The sequence below is a fragment of the Acidobacteriota bacterium genome (assembly GCA_018001935.1).
Taxonomy (GTDB): Bacteria; Acidobacteriota; JAAYUB01; order JAAYUB01; family JAAYUB01; genus JAGNHB01.
Genome location: JAGNHB010000018.1, coordinates 41,203 through 61,136 on the forward strand (window position 1 = coordinate 41,203; position 19,934 = coordinate 61,136).

General features: G+C 67.7%; 12 protein-coding genes. 5 read left to right on the forward strand and 7 right to left on the reverse strand.

Features of this window, described 5'->3' with window-relative positions; translation table 11 throughout:
- Positions 1-7: 7 nt before the first annotated feature.
- Together lpxD and KA419_09255 are read left to right on the forward strand one after the other, a co-directional pair.
- Entirely contained in the window at positions 8-1,081 is a 1,074-nt protein-coding gene (gene lpxD / locus KA419_09250; GenBank protein MBP7866122.1) for a UDP-3-O-(3-hydroxymyristoyl)glucosamine N-acyltransferase, read from the forward strand.
- Positions 1,082-1,192: 111 nt separating this feature from the next.
- A complete protein-coding gene (locus tag KA419_09255; protein MBP7866123.1) occupies positions 1,193-1,585 on the forward strand; it encodes a hypothetical protein in 393 nt (130 codons plus the stop codon).
- 164 nt (positions 1,586-1,749) lie between these two features.
- On the opposite strand, the gene KA419_09260 is transcribed toward KA419_09255, so the two are convergent.
- The 4 genes from KA419_09260 to KA419_09275 form a co-directional block, all read right to left on the reverse strand.
- Positions 1,750-2,001: a plasmid stabilization protein gene (locus tag KA419_09260; GenBank protein ID MBP7866124.1), complete on the reverse strand. Its 252-nt coding sequence runs from the start codon at positions 1,999-2,001 to the stop codon at positions 1,750-1,752.
- 188 nt (positions 2,002-2,189) lie between these two features.
- Positions 2,190-4,655, reverse strand: a complete 2,466-nt coding sequence (locus KA419_09265; protein ID MBP7866125.1) for an ABC transporter permease — start codon at positions 4,653-4,655, stop codon at positions 2,190-2,192.
- Between the two features lie 256 nt (positions 4,656-4,911).
- A complete protein-coding gene (locus KA419_09270; protein MBP7866126.1) occupies positions 4,912-5,613 on the reverse strand; it encodes an ABC transporter ATP-binding protein in 702 nt (233 codons plus the stop codon).
- Between the two features lie 392 nt (positions 5,614-6,005).
- Positions 6,006-7,259 carry an efflux RND transporter periplasmic adaptor subunit gene (locus KA419_09275; protein ID MBP7866127.1) on the reverse strand — a complete coding sequence of 418 codons (1,254 nt, stop codon included), beginning with the start codon at positions 7,257-7,259 and terminating at the stop codon, positions 6,006-6,008.
- 486 nt (positions 7,260-7,745) lie between these two features.
- Here KA419_09275 and KA419_09280 point away from each other — a divergent pair, with 486 nt between their 5' ends.
- The 3 genes from KA419_09280 (at position 7,746) to KA419_09290 (ending at position 15,345) form a co-directional block, all read left to right on the forward strand.
- The gene (locus tag KA419_09280; protein ID MBP7866128.1) at positions 7,746-9,917 is read left to right on the forward strand and encodes an SUMF1/EgtB/PvdO family nonheme iron enzyme; all 2,172 of its coding nucleotides are present in this window, start codon (positions 7,746-7,748) and stop codon (positions 9,915-9,917) included.
- A 425-nt stretch (positions 9,918-10,342) separates the two neighbouring features.
- Positions 10,343-14,596, forward strand: coding sequence for a PAS domain S-box protein (locus KA419_09285; protein ID MBP7866129.1), 4,254 nt, complete (start codon positions 10,343-10,345; stop codon positions 14,594-14,596).
- Positions 14,597-14,892: 296 nt separating this feature from the next.
- A complete protein-coding gene (locus KA419_09290; protein ID MBP7866130.1) occupies positions 14,893-15,345 on the forward strand; it encodes a GxxExxY protein in 453 nt (150 codons plus the stop codon).
- Positions 15,346-15,435: 90 nt separating this feature from the next.
- On the opposite strand, the gene KA419_09295 is transcribed toward KA419_09290, so the two are convergent.
- From KA419_09295 to KA419_09305, 3 genes are all read right to left on the reverse strand, one after another.
- Positions 15,436-16,902: a HAMP domain-containing histidine kinase gene (locus KA419_09295; protein MBP7866131.1), complete on the reverse strand. Its 1,467-nt coding sequence runs from the start codon at positions 16,900-16,902 to the stop codon at positions 15,436-15,438.
- A 492-nt stretch (positions 16,903-17,394) separates the two neighbouring features.
- A complete protein-coding gene (locus KA419_09300; protein MBP7866132.1) occupies positions 17,395-18,798 on the reverse strand; it encodes an AMP-binding protein in 1,404 nt (467 codons plus the stop codon).
- A gap of 239 nt (positions 18,799-19,037) precedes the next feature.
- Positions 19,038-19,622 (reverse strand): hypothetical protein, encoded by a 585-nt coding sequence (locus tag KA419_09305; GenBank protein MBP7866133.1) that lies wholly within the window; start codon positions 19,620-19,622, stop codon positions 19,038-19,040.
- Positions 19,623-19,934: the final 312 nt, after the last annotated feature.

Here is a 19,934-nt window from a genome sequence, read left to right on the forward strand (position 1 = left end):
TGAGTTGATGAGATTATCCGAGATCGCCCGTCTGACGGGTTGCGAACACGTGGGGGAGGACTGCGGGATTGTCGGCGTTTCGGACCTGAAGCAGCCGGAACCGGGCACCATCGCCTACGCCGACAGCACCGTCAACGTCCGCCGGCTCCTGGCGAGCCCCGTGGCGGCGCTCCTGGTGGGGCCCGGCAGCGCCTGCGAGGGGAAACCCCACCTGCGGGCGGCCAACCCCCGGCTGGCCCTGGCGCGCTTGCTGGGGTGCTTCCAGCGACCGTCGAGCCTGCGGAAGGAGGTCTACCCCGGCGCCTACGTCGAGGAGGGCGCGAAAATCGGGCGGGACGTCGCCATCCTCCCCTTCGCCTGCGTGATGGCGGGCGCCGAGATCGGCGACGGGAGCGAGCTTCACGCCGGCGTGTACGTCGGCCCAAACGCCCGGGTGGGGAAGGGGTGCGTCCTCAAGGCGGGGGTGGTCGTCGGCGACGGCGTGGTCCTGGGGGACCGGGTGATCGCCCACCCCAACGCCGTCATCGGCGGCGACGGCTTCGGCTACGCCCCGGACGGCGCGACCCTCGTCAAGATCCCCCAGATCGGCACCATCGAGGTGGGGGACGACGCGGAGATCGGCGCCTGCACCACCATCGACCGGGCCACCCTGGGCCGGACCGTGATCGGGAAGGGGACCAAGATCGACAACCTGGTGCAGATCGGCCACAACGTCACCGTGGGGGAGAACACCGTCATCATCTCCCAGGTGGGGATCGCGGGGAGCACCCGCATCGGGAACTCCTGCATCCTGGCGGGGCAGGCGGGGATCACCGACCACGCCGTCATCGAGGACCGGGTCGTCATCGGCGCCATGGCGGGGATCGAGTCGAAGCACGTCAAGGCCGGGAGCGTCCTCCTGGGGGCCCCCGCCCGGGACCACATGGAGACGAAGCGCATCTTCGCCTGCTTCCCGCGCCTGCCGGACCTGCTGAAACGGGTGGCGGCCCTGGAGCAGAAATTGCGGGAATTGGAGGGGGAGAGTTCCGGGCGAACCGACCTGGAATCCCCGGCGGCGGATCGGGAACATCGAGTTTTATGAAAAAGTGCCATCGCCTCCCGGGCGACGGCTTGAAAAAGAGGTTACGACACTGTTTCGGTTCGTTTCCCGACTTTTTGCGAACCCATCAAACTTCATCCGGGGAGGCGCAAGATGAGACTGGGTACCAGGCGGCGCGGGTGGGTGAGGGAGTGTTCCCCGGTCATTTGGGCAACGATTCTCGTGATGTTTCTGGGCGCCTGTGCCGGTCCGGCGGGCAGTTACGATGCGGACAGCATCATTTTCGTGACCGCGGGCGGCAAGATGGACTCCATGGGGAAGACCTCCGCCGACATGGAGGAAAAGGCCCAACCCGGATTCGGAGATGCCCTGAAGGGCACGATCGTGGTGTTTCGCAGCGATGAGACCTTCGGGGATACGGGCGAGAAAGGGAAGAAGGGCTGCGCCTACCGCATTACCCCCGAACAGCGTCTGGAATTCCTCGAGGAAGTGGACCTGAACCTGTCCAACCGCCAGCTGGCCGACCACTTCGGCATCCCGAAGTAAGCGTCCCGGCGGACAGGCCTCCCGCAAAGCCGGCAAGGCGCAGAACCTCGCGAAGAAATCATCGAATCAGGATCACGGACAACAGTCTCCCAGGACCGCCTCCAGGCGGTCACCGCCTTTCTCGCCAAACAGGCAGGCCAGCAGGGCCGATGCATCAAGGGCGATCATTCGTCCCCCGTCTCTTCCCGCCGTTCCGCGAGGAAAGCGTCCACGACGCCCGAGGGCTTTTGCCCGCCGTAGAGGCGATTAACCCACTCCGCAAGCGATTCACGAGGCCGGGCATCCTCTTCCGGACGGCAGGACTCGGTCAGGATCGCCCGGGCCTCCGCCTCCATGCTCCGATTGGCCCGGGCCGCCCGGAGCCTCGGCCGCGCATGGACCTCCGTTGGGAGATTCTGGATATTCAGGGTCGCCATGGGGTCACCTCCTCCTTGCCATGCTTTCATTGTGGGCAATGACTACGATGATATCAAGTCAGTTCCAGGCTTTCACGTCCTCAGGGATCGCCAAGCGGAAAAACAGGTCCCCGCCGTGGACGGGTGTCGCCAGCGGGGACCTGTTGTGGACAGGTGTCGCGGAAATTCCGTCCGTGGGCGGTGAGCCCTCACTCGTACCGCAGGGCGGCCAGGGGGTCGATGCGGGTGGCGCGGAAGGCGGGGATGTAGCCCGCCAGGAGCCCCACCAGGGCCAGGATGACCGGGACCGCGACGAACGTGGCGGGGTCGGTGGCGGGGATCCCGAAGAGCATGCTCTCCAGGACGCGGGTCAGGGCGAGCGCACCCGCCAGTCCGAGAACGAGCCCCAGGGCGATGAGCAGGCCGGCCTGCCCGAGGATGAGCCGGAGGATATCGGCCCCCCGGGCGCCCAGGGCGATGCGGACGCCCATCTCGTGGGTCCGCTGGGCCACCGAGTACGACATCACGCCGTAGATCCCCACCGCGGAGAGCAGCAGGGCGAGCCCCGCGAAGACCGAGAGGAGCATCATGGAGAAGCGCTGGGACGCCACCACCTCCGACAGCCGGTCTTCCATCAGGCGGACGTCGGACAGGGCGAGTTCGGGGTCGAGCCGTTTCACTACGGCACGGATCTCGGGGAGGAACGTCAGCGGGTCGACGTCGGAGGCCACCACGATCCGCTGGGAGCGGAGGAAGTCGCCGACGGGGAACTCCAGCCAGTCGTCCTGTTCCTGGGCGTAGGGAGAGTAGGAGCGGGGCTTCGGCTGCAGGTGAAGGGGGCCGTCCTTGACGTCCGCCACCGTCCCTACCACCGTGAGCCACTCCTTTCCCCAGCGAATCCGCTTCCCGAGCGGGTCCTGCGACGGCCAGTACGCCCGGGCCATGGACTCGCTCACCACGGCCACCGGAACTTGCCCCGCCCGGTCGGCCTCCGTGAAGACACGGCCGCGGCGGAGCGGGATCTGCATGGCCTCGAAGTAATCCCCCTGGACCCAGGTCTGGGTGGCGGAGAGGGGGCCCTCCCCCTGGGTCGAATGACCTTCGACCTCTATGGCGTGCACTTCGCCGATTTCCAGGGGGACGGAGGAAGCGGCGGCCGCCTTGCGGACGCCCGGCAGTTCAGCGGTCCTGGCCAGGACCTGGTCGTAGAGGTTTCGGATCCTGGGGGCCTTGTCATAGGCATTGTGGGGGAGGGTGAGGGTGAAGGTGAGCACCCGGCGGGCCTTGAAGCCGGGGTCGGTGTCCAGCAGCCGGAGGAAGCTCCGGACGAGCAGCCCCGCCCCGGTGAGCAGGACCAGCGCCAGGGCCACCTGGACCACCACGAATGCCGATTGGAGCCGGCGCCGGCCGCGGGAGGCCCCGCCGCTCCGCCCGCCCTCGGCCAGGGCCTCCTGGAAGCTGGTCCGGGAGGCCATGAGGCCCGGGGCCAGGCCGAAAACCAGGGTGGTCAGGAGGGAGATCCCCAGGGTGTAGAGGAGGACGGTCCCGTCGATGCCGATCTCCTGGGCGCGGGGGAGCCCCTCGGGGACGAGGGAGAGGAACGCGTCCTTCCCAACGGCGGCCAGGAGGACCCCCAGGGCGCCGCCCAGGACGGAGAGGACCAGCCCTTCCGTCAGCATCTGGCGGACCAGCCTCGCGGGGCTCGCGCCGAGGGCCCCCCGGATGGCGATTTCCTTGCGGCGGGCCGCGGCGCGGGCCAGGAGCAGGTTCGCCACGTTGGCGCACCCGATCAGCAGGACCAGGGCCACGGCGGCGAGGAGGATGAACAGGGGGGTCCGGACGTCGCCCACCACCACGGCCTGGAGGGGTTCCACGGACAGGGCGACCCCCGGGAAGACTTCCCGCAATTTGGCCGGGTAGCTCTCGTCGATCCGCTTCGCCAGGGCGGCGGTTTCCTCCCGGGCGCGTTCCAGCGAGACGCCGGGCTTCAGGCGCCCCACGACGCTGTTGTTGAACATGGATCCCTGGGATTCGAATTCCAGGGACGTGAAGGCGATGGGGAAGAACAGTTCCGCGGGCTCGCCGTTGTAAGGGAGACCCTTCAGGGGAAACTGGACTCCCTCGGGGAGCACTCCCACCACCACGGCGGTGTGCCGGTTCAGGCGGATGGTTTTCCCGACGAGGGCCGGATCGGCGCCGAACCGCCGCTTCCACAAGCCGTACGACAAGATCACCGCCCCTTCGCCCGGCCGGTCCTCCTCGGCTTGGAACGAACGTCCCCGGACCGGGTTGATCCCCAGCATCGGGAAGAGGTTCACCGAGACGCGCGCCCCTTTCACCCGTTCCGGGACCCCGCCCCCGTCGAGATCCACGGTGACGCACTGGAACGCGGCCGTTTCCTCGAAGCAGGTCTGTTGTTCCTGGAACAGCCGGTAATCGGGCGCGGAGAAGGGGAGTACCGGGAGGTCGGCCTTGGGGATCCCCTCGTTGACGAGGACCAGTCGCTCGGCGCCGCGAAAAGGGAGCGGCCGGAGCAGGACCGCGTGGACGATGCTGAAGATCACCGTGTTGGCGGCGATCCCCAGCGCGAGGGTGAGGAGGGCCGCGCCGGCGAAGACGCGGTCCTTCATCAGCATCCGGAAGCCGTATCGAAGGTCTTTGAGCAGCGTGTTCATGGGATTCCCCTTGATTTCAGTGTTCGGCGATTCGGTGGCGCGAGAACGAAGTCAGGAGTCAGGAGGAAGAGGAGGGATGGGAATAGTGGGAGTTATGGGAATTCTGGGAGTTGTCAAGATGTGGGAGGAAAGGGGAGAGAAAGGGGCAAGAAGAGGCAAGAACCCCCCAGGCTCCCGCAATTGCCACGAATCCCATAATTCCCATAACTCCCATCATTCCCATCATTCCCATTCTCCCCTCACCCTGCGCCAACCCTCAGTGCCCCCCTCGTGTCTCCTCCACGATCCGGCCGTCGAACAGGTGGATGACCCGGCCAGAGGCGGCGGTATAACGGGGGTCGTGGGTCACCATGCAGATGGTGGTCCCTTCCGCGTTGAGCTGGTGCAGCAGGTTCATCACCACCTCGCCGTTCTTGGAGTCCAGGTTCCCGGTGGGCTCGTCCGCCAGCAGGATCTGGGGCTTGCCCGCCAGCGCCCTCGCCACGGCGGCGCGCTGCTGCTGCCCGCCCGAGAGCTGGGAGGGGTAGTGCTTCACCCGGTGGGCCAGTTCGACCCGTTCCAGGGCCTCCAGGGCGCGTTTCCGGCGCTCCGCCGCCGGCATCCCCCGGTAGGTGAGGGGAAGCTCCACATTCTCGAGGATGGTGAGGTCGCCGATGAGGTTGAAAGCCTGGAAGATGAAGCCGATCTCCCGGTTTCGGATACGGGCCCGCTCCCGGGCGCCCAGGTCGGACACCGCGTGGCCGTCGAGGAGGTAGGTCCCCTCCGTGGGGGAATCGAGGAGTCCCAGGAGGGACAGCAGGGTGGACTTCCCGCAGCCGGAGGGGCCCGCGATGGAGAGGTAGTCCCCCGGGCGGATTTCCAGGTGGATCCCCGCCAGGGCGTGGGTCTCCACCTCGTCGGTGTAGAAGACCTTGCGGATGTTCTCGAGCTTGATCAGGGATCTGCCGTTGTCGTTCATGATATGTTCCTCCACTCGGAGCTGTTTTTCGATGGGCATGGGATGTTTATCGGAGTCGGAAAAGGACGAAAGGACCAAAAGGACCAAAAGGACCAAAGGGACGGCAAGAACCGAAAAACATGAAAGATATGAAAGACATGAAAGACATGATCCCCAACCTCCAGCCCTGGCCTTCCGCCTTGTGTCTGCAACATCTTTCCGCCTCGTGTCTCCGACAAGCCTTCCGCCTCGTGTCTCCCGCAAACCTTCCGCCTGTTTCCCTTGCGATGCCGATTGCGATGCCGATTGCGACTGCGATTGCGACTGCGATTGCGATACCGATACCGATACCGATTCCGACCCCGATGGGAAGATCCCCGGACCTTCAGCCTAACAGCCTTCAGCCTAACAGCCTACTTCAGCTGTATCCGGTCCGCGTCGCCCAGGCGGGCCGTGTCGGAGAGGATCACCCGGTCGCCGGGGTTGAGGCCGCGAACCACCTCGATGGTGTTGACGGAGGTGCGGCCGAAGGTGACGGGAACCCGGACGGCAACCGTGCCGTCCCCCTCGAGGCGGAAGACGCTCGCCGTGCCGTTCTCCTGGGCGTAGGCGGGTCGGCCGACGTACACCACGTCGTCGAGGCGGACGATCTCCACGGTCCCGTCCACGCTGAGGTCGGGGCGCGCACCCTTGGGCAGTTCACCCTCGAGGGCGATGTCGAGGGTCACCGTGCCGTTGCGGACGGCGGGGTCGATCCGGGCCACGCGCCCGGGGATGACGCCGTTGCGGGTGTCCACCGTGGCGGGCTGGCCCACGGCCACGTCGCGGGCCTCGGTTTCCCGGACCTTGATCTCGGCCTTGAGCCGGCCGGGGTTGGCCACCCGGGCCAAATTGGCGCCGGCGACTACCTGCTGGCCGACTTCCACGGGGACCTCCTGGATCACGCCGTCGATGCCGGCCCGCACCCGCAACGCGGCCAGTTGCTCCTCCCGGATCCGGCACTGGGCGCGGACCTGTTCAACCCGGGCGCGCTGGACCTCCAGCTGGGCCTTCATGGCGTCGGCGCCGATGGCCAGCCGCTTGACCTCGATGGCGTGGCGGGTGTTGAGTTCCTCGGCCCGGAGGCGGGAGCGCTTGAGCTCGACGTCGGAGATGAGACCGTCCCGGGAAAGCTCGGAATTCACGTCGGCCTGCAGCTTGGCCTGGCTGAAGTCGGACAGGGCGCTGGCCTCCACCGCCTGCTGGGTCAACCGCTGGCTCTCCAGCTGGACCTGCAGGTTGTTGAGTTCCGCCAGGGAGGCTTTGAGCTGCATCCGGGCGTCCACGACGGTCTCCTCGAGTTCGGGGTTGCTCAGGACCAGGATCTCGGTGTCGGCGCTCACCCGCGCCCCCGGTTTCACCAGGATCCGCACCACCCGCCCGGACGTCAGGGCCGGGACCAGGGCGACTTCCTCGGTGACCAGGGTGCCCACGCCGCGGACCTGCCGCAGCATCCGCCCGCGCTGGACGGTGTCGATCCAGACGGACGCCCTTTCCACCGAGGGAACCGCGGGTTTCATCCGCAGCACGAACCACGCCCCCGCGGCCACGGCGCCTCCCACCAGGAGGAAAACGGCGATCTGCCGAATCCGCTTCTTCGCCTTTGCCGGTCGATGTTGAATGTCCATGTCTCACCCCCGCACGTCTCAATACGCAGATCCCGTGCCAAAAACCGGGCATCGACCCCCTCTCTCGGCCGCCGTCAAATTCCGGGTTCAGACCGCCTCCGCCACCCGAAGTTCTCTAAATGTGAAAAACGTGAAGTTTAGACAATCGATCCCGCCTTCTGCGCCTTCTGTGTATTCTGCGGTCCCAGGCCGCGGAATACGCAGAACATACGGAAAGCGATTCGCCTGCGAACGGGGACTCCGCCGGAAGGGGTGTCCGGTTCCGGGACGGGCTGTCCCGAAAGCGGACACTTTCTGGGGGCCCTCCCGCAAACTCTTCGATTTTCGGGGCCGTCTCCGGGTATAATAGGCCCGTAGGATCGATCGAAAAGGGGGGGAATGCCCGGGGGCCGGGCCGTTCAAGGTTTGGAACCGCCCCGGGTCGTGGGGCGGGCGGTCCTGGATCGCCCGGTTGCCCGTGTCCACCCCCTCGGGTCAGGATGGTTTATGCCCCAGGTCGGCGACATGATCCGGGAGTACCAGCTGGAGGCCTTCGTCGGAAAGGGCGGGATGGCCACGGTCTGGAAGGCCCGCCAGACGCTGCTGGACCAGGTCCGGGCCATGAAGGTCATGTCCGAGGTCCTGGCGGCGGACGAGGGCTTCGGGCAGCGGTTCCGGGCCGAAGCCCAGAACATGGCCCGGCTCGATCACCCCAACGTCCTGTCCATCCACGAGTTTTTCGTCGAGCGGGGGCTGCACTGCATCGTCATGCCGTTCATCGACGGGGAGTCCCTGGAGGCGCACCTCCGCCGGGGCGGCCCCATGGCGGCGCCGGACGTGGCGCGGTACGCCCTGCCCGTCCTCAACGCCCTGGATTTCGCCCACGAGCGGGGGCTCGTCCACCGGGACGTCAAGCCGTCCAACATCCTGCTGGACCGGGCGGGGAAACCCCTGCTCGCCGACTTCGGGATCGCCCTCATGCTGGGCGAGGAGCGCCGGACCCGGACGGGGGCGTCCATCGGGACGCCCCACTACATGAGCCCCGAGCAGATCTTCCGCCCTCGTCTCGTGGACCGGCGCTCGGACGTCTACGCTTTCGGGTGCGTGATCTACGAGATGCTGGCGGGGCGTCCGCCCTTCATCCAGGAGGAGGGGGAGTCCACCGAAACGGTGATGCTCAAGCACGAGACCCGGCCGGTGGAACCGCCCGGGCGGTGGAACCCCGGCATCCTGCCGGGCGTCGAGGCCGTGGTGCTCCGGGCCCTCGCCAAGAAACCCGACGAGCGCTTCCCCACCTGCGCGGAGTTCGCCCGGGCCCTGGCCCGCGAGGCCCGGCCCGCTTCACGTCACAACGGGGCCACCATCGTGAAGCCCTCCTCCGCCTTGGCGGCCACCGTCGTCACGCCGCCCCGTCTGCCGACCCCGCCGCCGGTCGCACCGGCCGGCCCGCCGCCTTGGCCGTCGCCGTCAATGACACCCCCGCCGCCGACCGTCCCGCCGCCGCCGATGACCCCCCCGCCGCTGCAGGGAACGGCGATGGGGGCCCAGGTCCCGAGCCCGCCGGAGGTGAGCCCCACGATCCGCGACCCTCGTGCCGCCCCCGCCCTTCACCCCGGCGTGCCGGCGGCGATGAAGCGGGCCTCCCCGGTCCCCCTGGTCGGCGCAGGTCCCCCGGAGACCACCCTTTCGACCCGGGCCGCGCCCCCCGTCCGCCGCGGCCGGGTCAAAGCCCTGGCCTGGTCGGCGGCGGCTCTGGCGATTGTCCTGGGCATAGTCTTCTTCTTCGTGTTCAGGCCCGGCGGACAGGCCGGCGCCCCCGCTGCGCCCGAGGCTTCGCCCGCCACGGGGACCGCCGTTCCCGCCGCCGGCCCGTCCGTCGCCGACGCGACCCTCTTCCCGGAAGCGGGCAGGCCGTTCCGCAACTCCCTGGGGATGGTCTTCGTCTGGGTCGGGCCCGGCGCCTTCAAGATGGGGTCGGAGGAGGACCCCAACGAGGGCCCCCCCCACGCGGTCCGCCTCACGAAACCCTACTTCCTCCAGACCACGGAGGTCACCGTGGACCAGTTCCGCCAGTTCGCCCTGGCGGCCGGGTACCGCTCCGAGGCGGAAGTGAGCGGGACGGGTTTCGCCAGCAACGGCAAGGACTGGGTCCCCACCGCCGGGGTGTCCTGGCAGAGCCCCGGCTTTCCCCAGAGCGGACAGGACCCGGTGGTCTGCATCACCTGGAACGACGCGCGGGCCTTCTGCGAGTGGCTGTCGCGGAAAGAGGGCCGGGTCTACCGGCTCCCCACGGAGGCGGAGTGGGAATACGCCTGCCGGACGGGCGCCCCGACCCGCTGGCCCTTCGCGGGGGACGAGTCCCAGCTCCCGTCCCACGCCTGGTACACCGCCAACGCCCAGGGCCGGACCCACCCCGTGGGGTCCCTCAAGCCCAATGCCTGGGGTCTTCACGACATGCTGGGGAACGTCTGGGAGTGGTGCGGGGACTTCTACACCGACGTCTACCCGTCCGACCAGGCGGCGACGGACCCCGCGGGCCCCGCGACCGGCGACCGGCGGGCGATCCGGGGCGGCGGCTGGGCCGACGGCCCTTCGGACCTCCGGCCCGCCACCCGGTGGGGGTTGCCCCCCACCGACCCCGACAACGACACGGGCTTCCGCGTGGTGCTCGTGCCGTGACGGCCCGGGCGGCGAGGGGTGCGGGCCCGGCCGGCTGGCCCCGGCGACGTAAACCGGGACGGGGGCCGGGAGGGGTCCGGGCGATTTTTCGGGAATCGGGGCAGGGCGTGAATCCCTGACCGGTCACCGGCCGTATCTGTAAAACGGGGTGGCGGTTGGGCCGACGGGAAACCCGTCAGCGCCGCGCGCGTAGGCAAGCGGTTGAAGATTTTGCAGTTGCCACCATTTCTCGGTCGCGGCTCCGTTTTGCCGCGGTAACTTTCGGGCCTGCAATAGCCCGGATTCTGATCTCACTGAGGCAGGGAGACACGGGGAAGAACCCTTACGATTGTTGAGCCCGTCAGATCCGATTCGCATTTCTCCGTGCCTCCGTGAGAGATGAATACGCTTTACCGGGCCGTCAGACTGACTCGACAGGGGCGCCGATGTCTCAACCGAACGAGAACGGGTATCCCACGGTTCCGGGGCGCCGCCCGGGAAGCCGGCGCGGGCGAATCCCCGGCTGCCCGGAGCCGTCCGGGCCCGCCCGCTTCGCCCTTCCCGCTCTTTTCACCCTGGTGGGGGCCCTCCTGTGGGCGCCCTTGATCCACGCCCGCGGCAAGGACCTGCTGTTTAACCACCTCTCCCTGGAGGAGGGGCTCTCCCAGGTCTCGGTCACCTGCATCATCCAGGACCGGAAGGGGTTCATGTGGTTCGCCACCGAGGGCGGCCTGAACCGCTACGACGGCTACCGTTTCGTCAACTACCGGCACCGGCCCGCCGACCCGGGCTCGCTGGCCGACAACGCCGTCCACGCCCTGCTGGAGGATCGCCGGGGGAACCTCTGGGCCGCCGCGGGGACCCGGGGCCTGGATCGGCTCGACCCGGAGTCGGGGGCCTTCGACCATTTCCTGCCCGACCCCCCCAACCCCAACAGCCTGAGCGACGGGCAGGTCACCGCGCTCCTCGAGGGGGGCGCCGCCTCCTCCCCCTTCCTCTGGATCGGGACCCTCAAGGGGGGGATGCAGCGGCTGGAGGTCAACCGGCGTCGGTTCACCACCTACCGCCACCTCCCGGACGACCCCGGGAGCCTCGGCCACGACACGGTCAACGGCATCCTCGAGCAGCCGGGGAGCGGCGGCAACGTCCTGTGGGTCGCCACCGCCGGCGGCCTGGACCGCTTCGACGTCCGGCTCAACCGCTTCACCCACTTCCGGGCCGGCCCGGGGGGGCTGAGCCACGATCACGTGAAGGCCATCGCGTTCACCGACCCTTTGACCCTCTGGGCGGGAACGCTCGGGGGCGGTCTCAACCGGCTCGACCTCCGGACCGGTGCGGTGACGGTGTTCCGGAAGGTGGAGCAGGACCCCGCGAGCCTCAGCGACGACTTCGTCAACGTCCTGCTCCGCGACTCCGCCGGCCGGCTCTGGGTCGGCACCGACAAGGGGCTCAACCTCCGGGTGGAGGACCCGCCGGGCTTCGTCCGCTTCCTCCACAACCCCTTCTTCTCCGCCGGGCTCAACGACAGCATGATCGTCTCCCTCTGCGAGGACCGTTCCCAGGTCCTCTGGGTGGGGACGTGGAGCGGCGGCATCAACAAGGCCGACAACAAGGCCCCGATGTTCACGGCCGTGCTCCAGCGGCCGGGTGAAGCGAATTCGCTGATCCACAACACCGTGAGGGACATCGTGCAGGACCGCCGGGGCGCCCTCTGGATCGGGACCACCGAGGGCCTGGACCGGTACGACCGGGCGACGGGCGTCTTCACCCACTTTCTCCGGGACCCTGCCCGTCCGGACAGCCTCAGTTTCAACTACGTCCTCGACCTCTACGAGGACGGCCAGGGGACGCTCTGGGTCGGGACCATGCGGGGCCTCAACCGCTACGACGACCGCACGGGGGTGTTCCGGCGCCATTTCCACGACCCCGCGAACCCCGCGAGTCTCAGCTCCGACGAGATCCAACGGGTGATCGACGACCCGGTCGAGCCCGACCGGTACCTCTGGGTCGGGACCCGGGACCGCGGGCTGAACCGCTTCGACAAGGCGACCGGGGCGTGCGTCCGCTACCTGCACGACCCGGGCAACCCCCTGAGCATGGGGAACGACAAGGTGTACGCTCTTCTTCCCGCGGGCGGCGGGAAGCTGTGGGTGGGGACCTGGGAGGGGCTCGACCGCTTCGATCCCGGCACGGGCGTCTTCGAGCACTTCCCCAGCGACCCGGGCAACCCCGCATCCCTGAGCAACGGGCGGGTGACCTGCATCGAGCGCGACCCCTCCGGGCACGCCGACGTCCTGTGGGTCGGGACCTGGGGCGGCGGCCTGAACCGGTTCGACGTGAAGGCCCGCACCTTCCGGAGCTACTCGGAGAACACGGGGTTCCCGTCCGACCTGGTGTCCGGCGTCCTGGCGGACGGCGACGGCAAGCTCTGGGTCAGTTCCCCCCGGGGCGTGGCCCGGTTCGACCCCGCCACCGGGGAGGCCCGGGCCTACACGGTCCCCGTGGGGGAGAAAAACAACGCCTACAACGGGGGGGCTTTCTTCCGGGGCGCGGACGGGGAGATGTTCTTCGGCGGGCTGTGGGGAATGACGAGTTTCTTCCCCCGGAACGTCCGGGACAACCCCCACGTGCCGCCGGTGGTCCTGACCTCGTTCCGGGTGTTCAACCGGGAAGCCGCGCTTCCCCGGCCGCTTTCGGAGACCCGGGAGATCGTCCTCTCCCACGCCGACAAGTACCTCGCCTTCGAATTCGCGGGCCTGGAGTACACCGCACCGGGCCGGAATCGGTACAAGTTCCGCCTGGAGGGGTTCGACGCCGACTGGGTCCAGACCGATGCCGGCCACCGGACGGCCACCTACACCAACCTGGACCCGGGCGAGTACACCTTCCGGGTCATCGCCTGCAACAACGACGGCGTCTGGAACCCGGAGGGCGTGTCCGTCCGGGTCGTCGTCGTGCCACCCTTCTGGCGGACCACCGGCTTCCGGGTCCTGACGGCGGCCGTGCTGGTGCTGGCCGTCTTCGGGCTCTACCGCCTGCGGGTCCGCCACATCCGCCGGCGGGCGCGCGAACTGGAGGAAACCAACCGGGTCCTGAACCGGGAGGTCCTCGAGCGGCAGCGGGCGGAGGCGCAGGTCCGCAAGAGCGAGCAGCGGCTCCTGACCTTCCTGGAGACCGCCCAGGAAGGCTTCATCGAGGTGGACGAGCAGGAGATCGTCCTGGACGTGAACCCGGAGCTGTGCCGGATCATGGGCCGCCCCCGGGAGGAACTCCTGGGCCGGAGCTTCTTCGACTTCATCCGCCAGGAGGACCTGGAGAGCTTCCAGGAGGAGGTGGGGAGGCGGGCGAAGGGGAAGACGGGCTCCTACGCCCTCACGCTCATCAAGCCCGACACCACCCCCGTCCACTGCCTGGTGAACGCCTCGCCCCTCTTCGACCCGGACGGCCGCCGGCGGGGCTCCTTCGCCCTGGTCACCAACATCACGGAGATGAAGCAGGCGGAGGCCCAGCTCCGGCAGGCCCAGAAGATGGAGACCATCGGCACCCTGGCCGGCGGGCTCGCCCACGACTTCAACAACGTCCTGGGCGGCATCTCGGGGACGCTGTCGGTCATCAAGTTCAAGTACCGCGGCAAATCGTCCATCGGCGTCCAGGAACTGGAGCCGCACCTCCGGGTCATGGAGGAGGCTTCCGCACGGGCGGCGGACATGGTGAAGCGGCTGCTGACCCTGTCCCGGCAGCAGGAACTGGCCTTCGAGAGCGTGGACCTCGGCGTGTCGGTGTCCAACGTGATTACCCTCTGCGAGAACACCTTCGACAAGTCCATCGGGATCCGGTGGTCCCCGCCCGCGGAAGCGGCCCGGGTCCGGGCGGACGCCACGCAGGTGGAGCAGGTCCTCCTCAACCTCTGCGTGAACGCCTCCCACGCCATGACCCTCATGCGCCCGGAGACGGATCCGCCGGGGGGGACCCTGACGGTGTCCCTGCGGAAAATCCTCTCCGACAAGATCTTCTGCTACACCCACCCCGAGGCCGGGGAGCTGAAGGCGTTCTGGGTGGTCAGCATCAGCGACACGGGCGTGGGGATGAGTTCGAAGATCATCGCCAAGATGTTCGACCCCTTCTTCACCACCAAGCAGAAAGGGGTCGGCACGGGGCTCGGCCTGTCCACGGTCTACAGCATCGTCCAGCAGCACGGCGGCTTCATCGACGTCTACTCCGAGCCCGGCATCGGCTCCACCTTCAACGTGTACTTCCCCGTCCCGGCGGGCGAGAAGGCGGGCGGGGCGGGGGCCGGGGAGGAGGAGCCCCTCCCGCGGGGCACCGGGACCATCCTGGTGGTGGATGACGAGAAGGCCATCCGCGACGCGGCGAAGGCCTTCCTGGAGTACTGCGGGTACACGGTCCTGCTGGCCGGGGACGGCCTGGAGGCGGTGGACGTCTTCCGCGCCCGGCACGCGGAGATCCGGGTGGTCCTGCTGGACGTGGTGATGCCGCGGATGTCCGGGCGGGAGGCTTTCCTCGAGCTGCGAAAGATCCGGCCGGACGTGCGGGTCATTGTTGCCTCCGGTTTCCAGATTGACGGCCGGGTCCGGTCGCTCCTGGACCTGGGCGCGCAGGACACCATCCACAAGCCGTTTGCATTAAACGAATTAGCCCACAAGATCGCCGCCCTCGCCCCCGACTTTACCGCCGAGTAAGAACAGCCGCACAAAACCCGAAAAAAAACTCGGAATTTCTTCCGCAGAAACGTTGATATAGGAGGGAGTGATTGCCCTGAGGTCATGATTCTTCCCGTCGGCGATGATCTGTTCTGAACCGCAGAATACGCAGAACACGCAGATGTAGAAGTGTAGCGATTATAGGGTTTGAGGATGGAAAGAGGTGATGCCAGAGATGAGAAGAGAATTCGTGAAGGGGGTGGAAGAGATTTGAAAGATGTGGGAAGTGGGCCGGAGGAGGGTGTGAAAAGAACTTGAGGAAGAGGAGGTGGATGATGGGGGTCAGGCAGAGTGCTTCCGATTCGGACGGTTTTCCTTTGAAAGACGAGGGATACGCAATCCTGGGTGCCGTGTTTGAAGTGTACAAGGTGATGGGGTGTGGTTTCCTTGAGGCTGTTTACCAGGAGTGCCTCGAGTACGAGTTCGAAGACCGGGGAATTCCCTTCGAGGCGAACCCGAACCTCACCATCGATTTCAAGAAGCGACGCTTGAAGAGGAAATATCAACCTGATTTTCTGTGTTTCAGCCAGATTGTGGTGGAACTCAAAGCGGTCTCGGCGCTGATTCCCGAGTATCGTGCCCAGCTTCACAATTACTTGAAAGTTTCCGGCATGACCGTCGGTTACCTTGTCAATTTCGGGCATTTCCCCCTTGTGGAATACGAACGCATCATCCGGACCGACCCGGAGAAGGGACGCCAAAACGGGAGCACGAACGGGGAACCGTGATGGCCTTCCGATGACACCATCTCCGTCTCTCAGATAGACCGAAAAAATAGATAATATAACTCTTTCTGCTTATTCTGCGTATTCTGTGGTTCACTCAGGATTGGGCGGGGGGGGAGGTGCTGGGGCGGGGAGGGCGGGGATGCGGACCCGGAACACCGCCCCCTGGCCCGGCTCGCTCTCCACTTCCACGCTCCCCCGGTGCAGCTCCACCAGGTCCTTGACGATGGAGAGCCCCAGGCCCGTGGAGTGCTCGCCGCCCGTCGGCCGGGCGCTGAGGCGCTGGAATCGCCCGAAGACCCGCTCCCGGTCGCCCTCCGACAGGCCGGGCCCCCGGTCGTGGACCTCGAAGCGGACTTCCCCGTTCTCCCGGCACAGCCGCAGGAAAATCACCCCCCCCGGCGGCGAGAACTTGACGGCGTTGCTCACCAGGTTGTCCATGACCTGCTGGAGGCGCAGCCGGTCCCCCCGCACGCGACACCCCTCCCCGGGCTCCAGCACGAGGGTCTGCCCCTTTCGCGCCGCCAGCGGCCGGTTGAGGCTGACCACCGACTCCGCCAGCGGCCCCAGGAGCAGTTCCTCCTCCACCAGCTGGAGGCGGCCGGTGTCGATGACCACGGTGTCCAGCAGCTCGTTGATGAGGGTCACCATCTTCTCGGAGGCGCTGATGATCATCTCCAGCTGTTCGATCCCCTTCCGGTCTTCCTTGATCCGCCGCCGGAGAAGTTTCGAGAACCCGGTCACGACCTGGAGCGGGTTCTTCAGGTCGTGGGCGGCGACGGCGAGGATGGAACTCTTGAGGTCGTTCACCTGCCGAAGTTCCTCGTTGGTCCGCCGCAGCTCGTCGGCCGTGGTCTCCAGGCTCCGGTTGGCCTCCATGAGCTTCAGCTGCACCCGTTGGAGCTGGATGTTGCTCAGGTGGATGGTCTGCTGGGCGACGAAGTTGTCGCGGCGGGCCCGTTCGAGGAGAACGGCCGCCACGACGGCGATGAGCGTCGCCTCGGCGAAGTTGAACAGCCCGTAGAGCCGCTGGGGGGTGTCGAAGCGCATCCCCCGGCACAGGCCAAGGGCGGCGAAGAGGGCGATGGAAAGGGCGATCAGCCACAGGGAATTCTTGCGGCCCAGGGGCGCCATGGGGAGGATCAGCAGGATGATGCTGAAGCCGCCGAGGTACACGGGGTCGCCGCCCACCAGCCCGAGGATGGCGCCGGCCGAGAGGTTCAGGTAGGCGAAGAGGGCCAGGAGGAGGACGTGGCTGTTCTCGCGGACCCGGGGGAGGGCCAGCAGGGCGAGGACGCCGGCCCCGACGACGGTGAGGCCGAGCCTCAGGGCGGTCACGAGGTCGTTGCCGGGGAAGAGATGGCGGTCCACCAGGAGGAAGGGGATCCAGGCCGCCAGGGAGGCCAGGGCGGCGGGCAGCACCAGGGGCCGGCTCAGGCGCTCCAGGTCCATCCCGAAGGCGTAGTCGCCGAACAGTTCCTCGTGCCCCGCGAGGTCGGGCGCGTCGTCGTGCATGACCGGGATTTCCTCCCCGTGGGCGGCCGCGATCCCGGATTTCACGCCGGGCGGCTCCCGGCGGCCGCGCCTGTCCGAATTGTACCCCAGAGTCGAGGGCTTGTTCAACCGGTCTGAAAAGCCCGCAACGTTGACCGTTCCTGCGCTCGTGCCGCCTCCCTGGCGATTCGTTTTCCTTCGCGATCTTGGCGCCTTGGCGAGAGCCGACCCGGATCTTGATCTCGTAAAGGCGCAAAGATCGCAAAGGAAGACTGCAAAAGGAAGGGAGAAGATCGAGGGTTGCGGGCTGTAGTCGACAAGGGGGCCGCCGATCCCGGTCGCGAGCGCGTCCCCGGTCGAGTGCGACAGCGCGTGCGAGTGCGGCTGCGACAGCGCATGCGATTGCGATTGCGATTGCGATTGCGACGGCGATTGCGACGGCGATTGCGATACCGATAGCGATTGCGATACCGACCCCGATACCGATACCGACCTCGATGGGAACCCCTCCGGACCTACAGCCTACAGCCTATAGCCTACAGCCTAACCCGGCGGCGGTCAGGCGGGGTCGAGTTCGGAGCAGAACGGGACCACCTTTCCGCCCGGTTGGTCGTCACCGAGGCGCTCGTCGATGCGGACGGTGATCCTGACCCCCTTCCCGAAAAGCGCCCGGAGCCGCTTCGCGATGGCGGCGGGGTCCAGGGGGCAGCCCGGGGCGGGGCGGAGGGCGAGGGTGCACGACCCGTCGCGGTGCTGCACGAACGCGTGCTGCAGGACGATCCACTCCCGGATGACCCGGCCGATGTCCACCGGCCCCACCCGGCTGCCGTCCGCCGCGCGGAACGTCACCGGGGCCCGGGCCTGGAGGTCCAGCAGGCGCGGGACGGGGTCGGCCCCCGGCGGGTCGCTCCAGGAGAGGCGGGCGACGTCGCCGGTCCGGTAACGGAGCAGTGGGAGGTAGGGGTTTCGCCCGCCGGTGACGCTGATCTCGCCCGGTTCACCCTCGGGGACGGGTCGGCCGTCCGCGTCCACGATCTCGACGTAGAGGTCGGCGGGCAGGAGGGTGAAACCGGGGGCGTCGGGGGCGGCGTAGCCGATGACGCCGGTCTCCGTAGTGGCGTAGGTGTCGATCACCGGACAGCCGTACGCGTCCTCCAGTCGCCGCTTCAGGCCGGAATCCAGGGCGACCGCCGAGCTGATCATGGCGGCGGGCTTCACCGGGATTTCCCAGGCCAGCAACCGGGCGTATCCCAACGGGTCGCCCGTCAGGAAGAGGGGCGCAAGGTCCGCGAGGAAACGGCGGGCCGCCGCGGGGGTCCAGGCATGCGGGTGCAGGTTGACCTTGGCGAAGGCGGCGTTGCCCCATACCGCGAAGACGGTGGCAAAGACGACCGTGGTTCGGTGGGCGCTGAGGTTGACGCAGGCCGTGACCGTCTCGTCGAAGGAAAGCCGGACGCCGTGGCGTTCCAGCACGAATTCCAGGAAGGCGTGGTTCGTCGCCATGGTGACGGGGTGGTGGGGGACGTAGAGGGCGTGGCCGGTCACCCCCGAGGTCTCGTAGGTGATGAGGCGGGAAAGGTCGGCGTCGCGGGGAACGATCCGCTCGAGGCGGGCGGCGAGGTCCGCACGGCGCATCGTGGGTACCCGGGCCCAGTCGCGGGCCAGATTCAGCCCTTTCGGCAGCGCGTCCGCGAACCAGGGCGAGCGGCGGCGCATCGCCCGCGCCCAGGCGCGGATCGCGGCCGGGGGGCGGCCGTCGCCGGGGCGGCGGCCTTCCCGGATCGACCGGCGCACGACGTCCACGGCGGGGAGGTCTCCCGGGAGCAGCCGGTCGCCGGTGGCGAAGTTCCACGCCGGGGCGTCGGGGTGCTGGAGAATCCCCCGGAGCCGCTCCCAGGCCCCGACCGTGATCAGGGGGTTTCGCTCTCTCTGCTCAGCGGGGATGAACTGTTCCGTCTCCATGCCTTGCCTCGCTATCCCAACCCGGATGAACCGGAAAAGCACCACGGATGAATACGGATCACGCGGACTCACCAGAAAAAAACAGGCGATCTCAACCTCTCGCGAAGGCGCAAAGCCGCCAAGCCTCGCAAAGTCGGAACCGGGAAAAGAGGGACCTTTGCGAAGCTTTGCGTCTTCGCGCCTTTGCGTGAAACCGAGGAAACGATCCTCGTCCAGGGTTGTTCAGAGACCAATCGCCTCTACCAGTCGCTCGCGGCCCGGGCGGCGGCTTCCCGGGCCTTCTCCGCCCGGAGGCGTTCCCGCAGTTCCCGCGCCCGCTCCTGCTGGGCCCGGGTGGCTTCGATGAGCTGCGCCCGGCGGACGCTGTCGAGGGTGGCGAGGCGGTCCGCCGCCTGCTCCATCGTCTCGCCCGGCGGTTCGATCCCCAGCGACCGCAGGCAGAGGCGAACCAGCTCCTCCCGACGGTCCGGGTCCCCGACGAAGGCGTCGGCGTTGACCACGGTCGCCAGTTCCCTCAGGCGATCGTCGAGGAAGGCCTGGACGCGGGCGGGCGGGGGCGGTGGCTGCCGGAGGCTCTCGTCCGCCAGGAGCCAGCAGCCGACCAGCACCAGCCGGAGCCAGTCGCGGTCGCCCTTGCCAGGCCCCGTGAAGGCGCGGAGTTCCAGTTCGGAGAGTGACACGCCCGCCAGGTCGAGGACCAGGTCGTGCACCACGGCGTCCACCCGGACGGCGCCCTTCCCCCGCAGGCAGGGCTCCGCCAGGAAGTCCGGGGGGCACTCGCTCAGTCGGTGCATCAGGCGGTCCAGGGACATCTCAGGAAGCATGCCAACCTCACTCGGAGTATAAACCAAGAACCACACGAAACAGCGACCACGAAACACTTGAAAACGGAACCGCAAACCGCACGAAAGAGAACCGCCCCTTGTTTGTCGGGAAGGCGGACCGAATTCCCGCGAAGAAACAGGACAGGCCGGAAATCAACCGCTCGAGGGCGTTCTGGTTTTCCGGGAAAGGACGAAAGGACTTAAAGGACCAAAACGACCCAAAGGACAGGGTGGGCGGCCACTTTTTCTCCGCGGTCCGGTTCGGGGATCCCGCACCGTGATCCGTTTCTTCTCATCGCTCCCCTTCATCCC

Excerpts from the sequence above, each read along its gene's own strand:
- lpxD (MBP7866122.1), top strand. The coding sequence starts at position 8 with ATGAGATTATCCGAGATCGCCCGTCTGACGGGTTGCGAACACGTGGGG.
- KA419_09285 (MBP7866129.1), top strand. The coding sequence starts at position 10,343 with ATGTCTCAACCGAACGAGAACGGGTATCCCACGGTTCCGGGGCGCCGC.
- KA419_09265 (MBP7866125.1), bottom strand. The coding sequence starts at position 4,655 with ATGAACACGCTGCTCAAAGACCTTCGATACGGCTTCCGGATGCTGATG.
- KA419_09300 (MBP7866132.1), bottom strand. The coding sequence starts at position 18,798 with ATGGAGACGGAACAGTTCATCCCCGCTGAGCAGAGAGAGCGAAACCCC.
- KA419_09275 (MBP7866127.1), bottom strand. The coding sequence starts at position 7,259 with ATGGACATTCAACATCGACCGGCAAAGGCGAAGAAGCGGATTCGGCAG.
- KA419_09260 (MBP7866124.1), bottom strand. The coding sequence starts at position 2,001 with ATGGCGACCCTGAATATCCAGAATCTCCCAACGGAGGTCCATGCGCGG.
- KA419_09305 (MBP7866133.1), bottom strand. The coding sequence starts at position 19,622 with ATGCTTCCTGAGATGTCCCTGGACCGCCTGATGCACCGACTGAGCGAG.
- KA419_09255 (MBP7866123.1), top strand. The coding sequence starts at position 1,193 with ATGAGACTGGGTACCAGGCGGCGCGGGTGGGTGAGGGAGTGTTCCCCG.
- KA419_09280 (MBP7866128.1), top strand. The coding sequence starts at position 7,746 with ATGCCCCAGGTCGGCGACATGATCCGGGAGTACCAGCTGGAGGCCTTC.
- KA419_09270 (MBP7866126.1), bottom strand. The coding sequence starts at position 5,613 with ATGAACGACAACGGCAGATCCCTGATCAAGCTCGAGAACATCCGCAAG.
- KA419_09290 (MBP7866130.1), top strand. The coding sequence starts at position 14,893 with ATGGGGGTCAGGCAGAGTGCTTCCGATTCGGACGGTTTTCCTTTGAAA.